General features: G+C 63.9%; 8 protein-coding genes. 7 read left to right on the top strand and 1 reads right to left on the bottom strand.

Annotation, left to right across the window (positions count from 1 at the left end; all coding sequences use genetic code 11):
• Positions 1 to 10: 10 nt before the first annotated feature.
• Together GII31_RS18170 and GII31_RS18165 are read left to right on the top strand one after the other, a co-directional pair.
• The gene (locus GII31_RS18170) at positions 11 to 1,216 is read left to right on the top strand and encodes a lipopolysaccharide biosynthesis protein (protein WP_213244772.1); all 1,206 of its coding nucleotides are present in this window, start codon (positions 11 to 13) and stop codon (positions 1,214 to 1,216) included.
• Between the two features lie 28 nt (positions 1,217 to 1,244).
• The gene (locus tag GII31_RS18165) at positions 1,245 to 1,934 is read left to right on the top strand and encodes an SGNH/GDSL hydrolase family protein (protein ID WP_260840091.1); all 690 of its coding nucleotides are present in this window, start codon (positions 1,245 to 1,247) and stop codon (positions 1,932 to 1,934) included.
• On the opposite strand, the gene GII31_RS18160 is transcribed toward GII31_RS18165, so the two are convergent.
• Positions 1,935 to 3,014 (bottom strand): cellulase family glycosylhydrolase, encoded by a 1,080-nt coding sequence (locus tag GII31_RS18160; protein ID WP_213244770.1) that lies wholly within the window; start codon positions 3,012 to 3,014, stop codon positions 1,935 to 1,937.
• A 635-nt stretch (positions 3,015 to 3,649) separates the two neighbouring features.
• On the opposite strand from GII31_RS18160, the gene rplJ reads away from it, so the two are divergent.
• The 5 genes from rplJ to GII31_RS18135 all read left to right on the top strand — a co-directional run bounded on the left by rplJ (position 3,650) and on the right by GII31_RS18135 (position 8,281).
• Positions 3,650 to 4,174 carry a 50S ribosomal protein L10 gene (rplJ, locus tag GII31_RS18155; protein ID WP_213244769.1) on the top strand — a complete coding sequence of 175 codons (525 nt, stop codon included), beginning with the start codon at positions 3,650 to 3,652 and terminating at the stop codon, positions 4,172 to 4,174.
• A gap of 91 nt (positions 4,175 to 4,265) precedes the next feature.
• Positions 4,266 to 4,655, top strand: a complete 390-nt coding sequence (gene rplL / locus GII31_RS18150; RefSeq protein WP_213244768.1) for a 50S ribosomal protein L7/L12 — start codon at positions 4,266 to 4,268, stop codon at positions 4,653 to 4,655.
• Positions 4,656 to 5,382: 727 nt separating this feature from the next.
• Entirely contained in the window at positions 5,383 to 6,582 is a 1,200-nt protein-coding gene (locus GII31_RS18145) for an ABC transporter ATP-binding protein (RefSeq protein WP_260840090.1), read from the top strand.
• Positions 6,583 to 6,588: 6 nt separating this feature from the next.
• Positions 6,589 to 7,395: an MlaE family ABC transporter permease gene (locus tag GII31_RS18140; RefSeq protein ID WP_260840089.1), complete on the top strand. Its 807-nt coding sequence runs from the start codon at positions 6,589 to 6,591 to the stop codon at positions 7,393 to 7,395.
• Positions 7,396 to 7,399: 4 nt separating this feature from the next.
• On the top strand, positions 7,400 to 8,281 hold the full coding sequence (locus tag GII31_RS18135) for an MlaE family ABC transporter permease (RefSeq protein ID WP_213244765.1): 882 nt from the start codon (positions 7,400 to 7,402) through the stop codon (positions 8,279 to 8,281).
• Positions 8,282 to 8,287 lie beyond the last annotated feature (6 nt).

The raw sequence follows: 8,287 nt of genomic DNA, 5'->3' as shown, positions 1-8,287 counted from the left end.
AGCAGCATCCGTGGGCGTCCCCACCCGAGCTCGTCGTACTGACGGCGCGTCTGCCGTGGTCTTCAGCGTGCTCGGACGCGTGGGATCGAGGATCATCAGTTCGCTCGGCCTCGGTGTGGTGATCGTGCTGGTGGCCCGCGCCGCGGGCCCGGCCGAGTTCGGCGTCTTCATGGCGGCTTTCGCGGTGGGCTCGGTCGGTGGTCTGGTCTGTGGCTTCGGTGCTCCGGTGCGAGTGCTGCGGATCGCCGGACAGGACCGCCACCTGGCGGGGCAACTGTATGTGATGTACGTCCTGGCGATACTGCTCGCCGGGGCACTCGCGGTGGCGGTCTGCGGGTTCGCCGGGCTGGGGATGCCGGTGATCGCGGGCCTCGTGTTCGCGATAGGAGACGCTGTTCAGGGGTACGCGCAGGCGCATTTCACCGGACTCGACCGTCAGGGCATCGCCAACCTGCTCGTGGTGACCCATCGCATGCCGCCGCTGTTCGCGGTCATCGTCATCCAGATGGACCGGTGGACCGAGCACTCATGGGCAGTGATGGTGGTGGCCTTCCTGGTATCGGTGGTTGTCGGTGTGCTGGTGCCGATCCGTGCCGCCGCGGGGGTGGATCCCGCCGGCGCGCTGTCCTGCGTATCCGGTGGCCTCGACTACTGGGGGTACTCGCTGTCGGCGGTGACGACGCAGCTGCAACTGCCGTTGTTGGGCTTGGTGGCCTCGCCCGAAGTGACCGGCTGGTTCGCGTTGGCCACCAGAGTGGTGGGTCCCATCGCTTTGGTGCCGACATCGGCTGCCGCGATAGCTGTTCCGGAACTCGTCCGGCGCCAGGGGAGTATCGCCGCGCGTGAGCGGCTGACCAGACAGCTCTACGGCGCCTGTGGCGGCTACGCGATTCTGGTGTGTCTGGGGGCTGTTCCGCTGGCCTACCTCCTGCTGCACTTCACGGGGCCGGAGTACGACGCGGCACTGCCGATCCTCATAGGCGCGATCGTCGGCGCAGCGGTGAGCTCATTCTCGCAGGGCTTCAACGCAAGACTGCTGGCCGACGGTCGACCCCGGCACGCGATGTGGTCAATTCTGGCGGGTTCTGTGGTGGGCCTCACGTTGATCGCGGCTCTGGGCCGGTCGGGCAGCGCGGTTGCGTTGGGCTCGGTGGCAGTCGTTTCTCAGGTCGTTGTCCTGATCGTGATGATGGGAGCAGTTCGTGCGGAGAAGTAGCAGGATCGGATGCATTGCCTTGCTCGCGATGACCCTGGGCATCAACGGATGCTCGCAGGTACCCGAGTTCAGCCGGGTGGCGGGTCCGTCGGCAGCGCTGAACTACCTGGTGCAGCGACAGCACCACATTCTGGTTGTCGGTGACAGTACAACTGCCGGAACAACATTCGGTGGCCATGGCTATACGAACTGGGTCAACGTCGTCGCCACTGACCTGGCGGCCGAAGGGCGTTCGGCGGCCTTCGCCCGGGTCGCTTCGGGAGGTTCCGGATACCTGACGCCGAGTATCGATGACGGCGCCACCTTCTTCTCGGGCGTGCGGCGAAACGCAGGCCCCGACACCGACCTGATCGTCGCGTTCGGCAGCAACAATGACATGGAAGCCCCCGGTGACCTCCGGGATGCGGTGCGCCGAGTCATCGAACTGGCGCAGCAGAGGTCACCGAGAACTGCGATCATTCTGGTGGCGCCGATCTGGATTCGTAGCCCCCAACCGCCCGCATCGCATGACAGGATGACCAGAATTCTGGCCACCGTGGCCGAGGAGTATGACCTCGAGTATCACGACCCGACGCAGGAACGGTGGCTGGCGGACACGTCCGGGTATCTCGGTGAGGACGGTATCCATCCAAATGATGAAGGGCACCGAATACTCGCGAATCGGATGGGCGATGTCATCGGTCGCCGACTCGATCGCCTGGAGGCCGACCAGGCGTGATCAGCCGCCGGTGAGCGAGGTGATGGCGGCGACCACGGGCTTTGGTGTGCCGTCATGTCGGTACAGCCCCATGTTGCCGTCGAGGATGCTCGGACCTGCCACGAGGTCATGGGAATTGAATATGAATATGGCGGCGACCCAATCCGCCGAGTTCGCCAGTGACAGTGCATCGGTCACGATGGACGCCTGCTTGGCCTCGGACACCGACATGGACGATGTACCGGTCGGCTGGCCGAATTCGGTGATCCACACCTTCTTGTTGCCCTCCCCGGCCGCGAGCATCGCGGAACGGATCCAACGTAGGACGGCGGCTCCGCCCCCGTCGCCGAACCGGGGGTCATTGAGCAGGGGGTAGGGAAACGTGTAGGGATGAACTCCGATTCCGTCGATGTAGGGTCTCCCGCCCAGAAGGTAGAGCCGCTCGATGAAGGATATGTCGCGGGTATCGCCGCGTGAACTCGACGTACCGCCGGTGATGATCGGTTGTGTCGCGCCGGACGAACGGATTCCGGAGTACGCGGCGCGGAGCAAAGGCAGGTATTCATCGGCTGTGGGCGGGATCAGGTAGTGCGACAGATTCGGCTCATTCCAGATCTCCCACGCGAATACATAGGGGCTGTAACGGAGGGCGACAGCGCGGGCAAAAGTCCGGAAGTCCTGCGGGTCGAGCGGGGCGTTGCCGTTGGCGAGCGGGTCCGCGCCCGGCTTCTGCGCCCAGACGGGTGCCGGGCCCTCGAGATTGAGCAGCACGTCGAGCCCTTCGGTTCGCGCGGCCCGGACAGCCTGATCGAGCTGCGACCAGTTGTACGCGGCGGCGGCGCCGGGCTGGATCAGATTCCACTTCGCCGGTATCCGGATTGATGACGCTCCGACACCACTGACCTGGGCAGCCTCTCCGGCGTAGTCGCTGCCCGCATACATTGTCGATACCGAGACCACCCCGAGCCGGACCCGGAGTGTGGCGCCCTCGGCTGATCCGGCGAGTCCCAGGGGCGTCAGGGCAAACGCGAGGCCGACCACCGTGCAGATGACGACAGTCCGCAATCTGCGCCGTGTGTGGCGTGGGGTGTGGTGTGTCATACGGCGGGGCTCCGGGGAAGAGGAACGGGTTCGGCGCCCACTTGGGCCGCCACGAACCGGCCACCGCAGCCCTACTGTGATCGAGGTGTTGACCCGGTGTTGTCGGTACTGAGGTCGAACATCGCGCACGGCGGGGCTTCGTAGGGTTGTCGGCTCGTGAACTATTGTGCACGCGAAGCCCTGACGCCGTGTGGCGAAATATTCGAGGCGAGATATTGGCCCCGGGTCTCCTGCCCCGATTCGGGGTCTCGATTTTGAATGCGGGGCTGTGGCCGGTACTGTCGACAGCGATGTGATGCGCAGCTGTGCGTCGTATCGGTTCAACCAGAGACCGTCGGTCACCGGGAGCGATCCCGATCGAAGGCGCGAGAGACCTCGCCGGCCCACGCAGGATGAACGAGGACAGATCCAGCTGTCGCCCGGCCTCGCGCCGTGGTAGCAAGGATATTCGCGCCCCGTGCCTTCTGTGTGCCGGGGCGTTCGTCATTTTCGACGTACGCGGTGTCCAGCCCTCGTTCGACTCCCGAGGCCGGTGGTTCCGATACGTGAACCACGATCCCCGGGTGAGTGTGCGAAGGGGAAATGTCATGTGCGGACTTCGGTCCGCACTCTAGTGAGGAGAGAGGAGGCGAAGTATGGCCAAGTCAGACAAGGTGTCCGCGGTTGCGGAGATCGCAGATCAGTTCAAGGGATCGACGGCGACGGTTGTCACGGAATACCGTGGCCTGTCGGTCAAGCAGATCACCGAGCTGCGTCGTTCCCTCGGCGAGGGCGCAACCTACTCCGTCGCCAAGAACACCCTGGTGAAGCGCGCCGCTGTCGAGGCGGGCGTCGAGGGGCTCGACGAGCTGTTCACCGGCCCGACCGCGATTGCCTTCATCGAAGGTGAGCCGGTGGTGGCCGCCAAGGCGATCAAGACATTCGCCAAGGACAACAAGGCTCTCGTTATCAAGGGCGGGTACATGGACGGCCGTGCGCTGTCCGTGGCCGAGATCGAAGCGATCGCCGACCTTGAGACCCGCGAGGTGCTGTTGGCCAAGCTCGCCGGTGCCATGAAGGGCAACTTGGCAAAGGCCGCCGGACTGTTCAACCAGCCGGCTTCGCAGGTCGCGCGTCTTGCCGCGGCTCTGCAGGAGAAGAAGACCGAAGCCGGCGAATAGTTCGCCGCACCCCCGGACATCTCGTCCGGGAACACCGACTCACTCTGTACCGGTCGAAACGGTACAGAGATAATAAGGAAGGACGCCAACCATGGCGAAGCTCACCGCTGACGAGCTCATCGATCAGTTCAAGGAACTGACCCTGCTGGAGCTCAGCGATTTCGTGAAGAAGTTCGAAGAGGTCTTCGAGGTCACCGCGGCCGCTCCGGTCGCCATCGCCGCCGCCGGTGCTCCGGCCGCCGCCGGTGCTGACGCCGCTGCCGAGCAGGACGAGTTCGACGTCGTGCTCGATGGCGCTGGCGACAAGAAGATCCAGGTCATCAAGGTGGTCCGCGAGATCGTCTCCGGCCTGGGCCTGAAGGAAGCCAAGGAGCTCGTTGAGAGCGCCCCCAAGGCTCTTCTGGAGAAGGTCGACAAGGAGGCCGCTGAGGCTGCCAAGGCCAAGCTCGAAGAGGCCGGCGCCAAGGTCTCCGTCAAGTAGGACGGTTGCCTGGGTGGGCTGTCCCGTACACCGGGATCGTCCCCTCGCGCACGCATACGAAACCCGGGAGCACCTGCTCCCGGGTTTCGTCGCGTCTGTGACCTGGCATTACATGCCCTATGGTTTGGTTGTCCGGCCGCCGAGGCAGGAGGCCGCCGCCGTCGGACGCGCATTCTCGGTGCGGGCGGGAACCGAGGGGCGCGCCGTGCCGCGCCGGGGGCGCCGGGGGTATGCCGGGGTACCGATGATGCGAGTTCGGGCCGCTACGGCGATCTGGACGCGTGTAGCTACTCGGTGTGACGCCGAAGTAGGTCAGTTGTTCAGCTTCGTCATAGTCTGCGCTGAGCCTTTTCTCAGATTCGGGGGCCGTTGACGTCGTTCGGCTGGCTTTACCCGGCTGCGCGGCCTTCGCGGGGCCGGACTTCGGACTAGAGTCGCCGTTGACGATCCAGCAGGCGTATTTTGCGACTGTGATGGGCGGCGCACTTTTGCGAGGAGGGTGGCATGCGCTACTCTGCTCGCACGGCATGGTTACGGGCGAGTAGGGAGCACGGGTGAGCGTCGAACGTCGAAGGATTGCGGCACTCGCCATGCGCCCGTCACGCGGAACGCTGTATAGGTATCCGGGGGCGTCCGCTACAGTGACCCCAACCACAAGTGCCTCCTGGGCGATCGGGTCGTTTCGGCCGTCGCGAACGTGGGGGGCGCCACATGTCTGGAGGATGCAGTGGGTGTAGAGGTCAGTGTCGAGGGGCTTACCAAGTCGTTCGGGTCGCAGAATATTTGGCGTGATGTGACGTTGACGTTGCCGACGGGTGAGGTCAGTGCGTTGTTGGGGCCTTCGGGTACGGGTAAGTCGGTGTTTTTGAAGACGTTGATCGGTCTGCTGCATCCGGAGCAGGGGTCGGTGGTCATCGATGGCACTGATATCACGCAGTGTTCGGCGAAGGAGTTGTACGAGATTCGTAAGTTGTTCGGTGTGCTGTTTCAGGATGGTGCGCTGTTCGGTTCGATGTCGTTGTATGACAATATCGCGTTCCCTCTTCGTGAGCATACGAAGAAGAAGGAGGACGAGGTTCGTCGGATCGTGATGGAGAAGGTCGACATGGTCGGTCTGTTGGGGGCGGAGGATAAGCTGCCGGGTGAGATTTCCGGTGGTATGCGTAAGCGTGCCGGCTTGGCGCGGGCGTTGGTGTTGGATCCGCAGATCATTTTGTGTGATGAGCCGGATTCGGGTTTGGATCCGGTGCGTACGGCTTATATTTCGCAGTTGTTGATCGATATCAATGCGACGATTGATGCGACGATTTTGATTGTGACGCACAATATCAATATCGCGCGGACGATTCCGGACAATATTGGGATGTTGTTCCGGAAGGAGTTGGTGATGTTTGGTCCGCGTGAGCAGTTGTTGACGTCGGAGCAGCCGGTGGTGAAGCAGTTCTTGTCCGGTGATCGGTTTGGTCCGATCGGTATGTCGGAGGAGAAGGACGAGGCGGTGGCGGCTGCGGAGGCGGCGATGCAGGCTGCGGGTATTTCCGGTGGTGGTACGAAGGATGATTTCACGGAGATCATTCCGCAGGTGCAGCCGAATCCGGGTATGCCGGAGCGGCAGGCGGCGATTCGGCATCGTGCGCGGGTGCATGAGATGTTGCATACGTTGCCGCCGAATGCGCAGGAGGCGATTTTGCGGTCGATGGCGCAGGAGGATGAGATCAAGGCGCAGAATCGGGCTGAGCGGGCGCAGGCGCATGCCGCGGCCGGGGTCGGTGTGGGTAAGCCGCAGGCCGATTATGCCGGTGATGATGCGGTGACGCAGAGTTGGGCGGTTGCGCCGGGTTTGGCTGATAGTCCGACCATTGAGTACGAAGTCCCGAACGAGGGTGGGCGGCACAGCTCCACCGAAGACCCAGACAACCGGAGCTAATCTTTCATGGCCAGTGCCACCACGCGTGGTATTGATCGGATAGCAAAAGCTGGCAATGGTGCGCTCGCACAGTCCGGCAATATCGTTCAGCTATTCGTCGATGTCGCACGCCAGTCCATTGTGCGCCCGTTCCAGTGGCGAGAGTTCATCCAGCAGGCTTGGTTCATCGCCAGTGTGACGATCTTGCCGACGGCACTCATCGCGATTCCGTTCGGTGCGATCGTCTCTCTGCAGACCGGCTCGCTGATCAAGCAGATCGGTGCCGAGTCGTACACGGGTGCCGCCAGCGTGCTGGTGGTGATCCAGCAGGGCTCGCCCCTGGTCACCTCGCTCCTGATCGCGGGCGCGGCGGGCTCCGCGGTCGCCGCGGACCTCGGTTCACGGACCATCCGCGAGGAGATCGACGCGATGGAGGTGCTGGGCATCAACCCGATCCAGCGCCTGGTGGTGCCGCGCGTGCTGGCCATGATCCTGATCGCGATGCTGCTCAACGGCCTCGTCGCCGTCATCGGTATCGGCGGTGGCTACATGTTCAACGTGGTGCTCCAGAACGGCACACCGGGTGCGTACCTGGCCTCGTTCAGCGCACTGGCGCAGCTCCCGGACCTCTACATCTCCACCATCAAGGCGGCCATTTTCGGTGTTATCGCCGGCGTTGTCGCGGCCTACAAGGGGCTCAACCCCAAGGGGGGACCGAAGGGAGTGGGCGACGCGGTCAACCAGAGCGTCGTCATCACGTTCCTGCTGCTGTTCCTGGCCAATCTGATCATCACGGCGGTCTACCTCCAGATCGTTCCGGCGAAGGGAAGCTGACGCTATGTCCGATCCCGGTGGTGGCGTCACAATCACCAAGTCGCGGTCCGAGTACTACGCGTACGAGGCGCGCAAGCAGCTCAACAAGCCGCTGAAGGTTCTCGACGGTGCGGGCGAGCAGATGTCCTTCTACGGGCGCACCCTCGCCTGGATCCCGAAGACCGTCGTGCACTACCGGCGTGAGGTGCTCCGCCTGCTCGCCGAGGTGGCCTTCGGGACCGGCGGCCTCGCGGTCGTCCTCGGCACCGTCGGCGTCATGGTGATGATGTCCGGTTTCACCGGCGTCGTGGTCGGCATGCAGGGCTACGCCGCCCTCGACCAGCTGGGATCGCAGGCACTGACCGGCTTCCTGTCGGCGTACGTGAACACCCGTGAGGTCGCCCCGCTGGTCGCCGCGCTCGCCCTGTCGGCGACCGTCGGCTGCGGCTTTACCGCCCAACTGGGCGCCATGCGGATCTCCGAGGAGGTCGACGCCATGGAGGTCATGGCCGTCCCGTCGATTCCGTATCTGGTGTCCACCCGCGTCATCGCCGGCTTCATCGCGGTCATCCCGCTGTACGTGCTCGGCCTGATCTCGGCGTACTTCGCCTCCCGTACGGTGACCACCGTGTTCAACGGACAGTCCACGGGTTCCTACGACCACTACTTCAACCTGTTCCTGCCACCCGAAGACGTGTTGTGGTCGTTCGGCAAGGTGCTGGTGTTCGCGTTCGTGATCATCCTCGTGCACTGCTACTACGGGTACTTCGCCAGCGGTGGTCCCGCGGGTGTCGGCGTGGCCGTCGGGCACGCGGTGCGTACGGCGCTCGTCCTGATCGCCCTGCTGGACTTCTTCCTCGGTCTGGCCATCTGGGGCACGACGACAACCGTTCGAGTGGGAGGCTAGGCACCC

Origin of the sequence: Gordonia pseudamarae (genome assembly GCF_025273675.1) — a bacterium.
Classification (GTDB): Bacteria; Actinomycetota; Actinomycetes; order Mycobacteriales; family Mycobacteriaceae; genus Gordonia; species Gordonia pseudamarae.
This window is presented reverse-complemented; position numbering and strand designations above follow the sequence as displayed.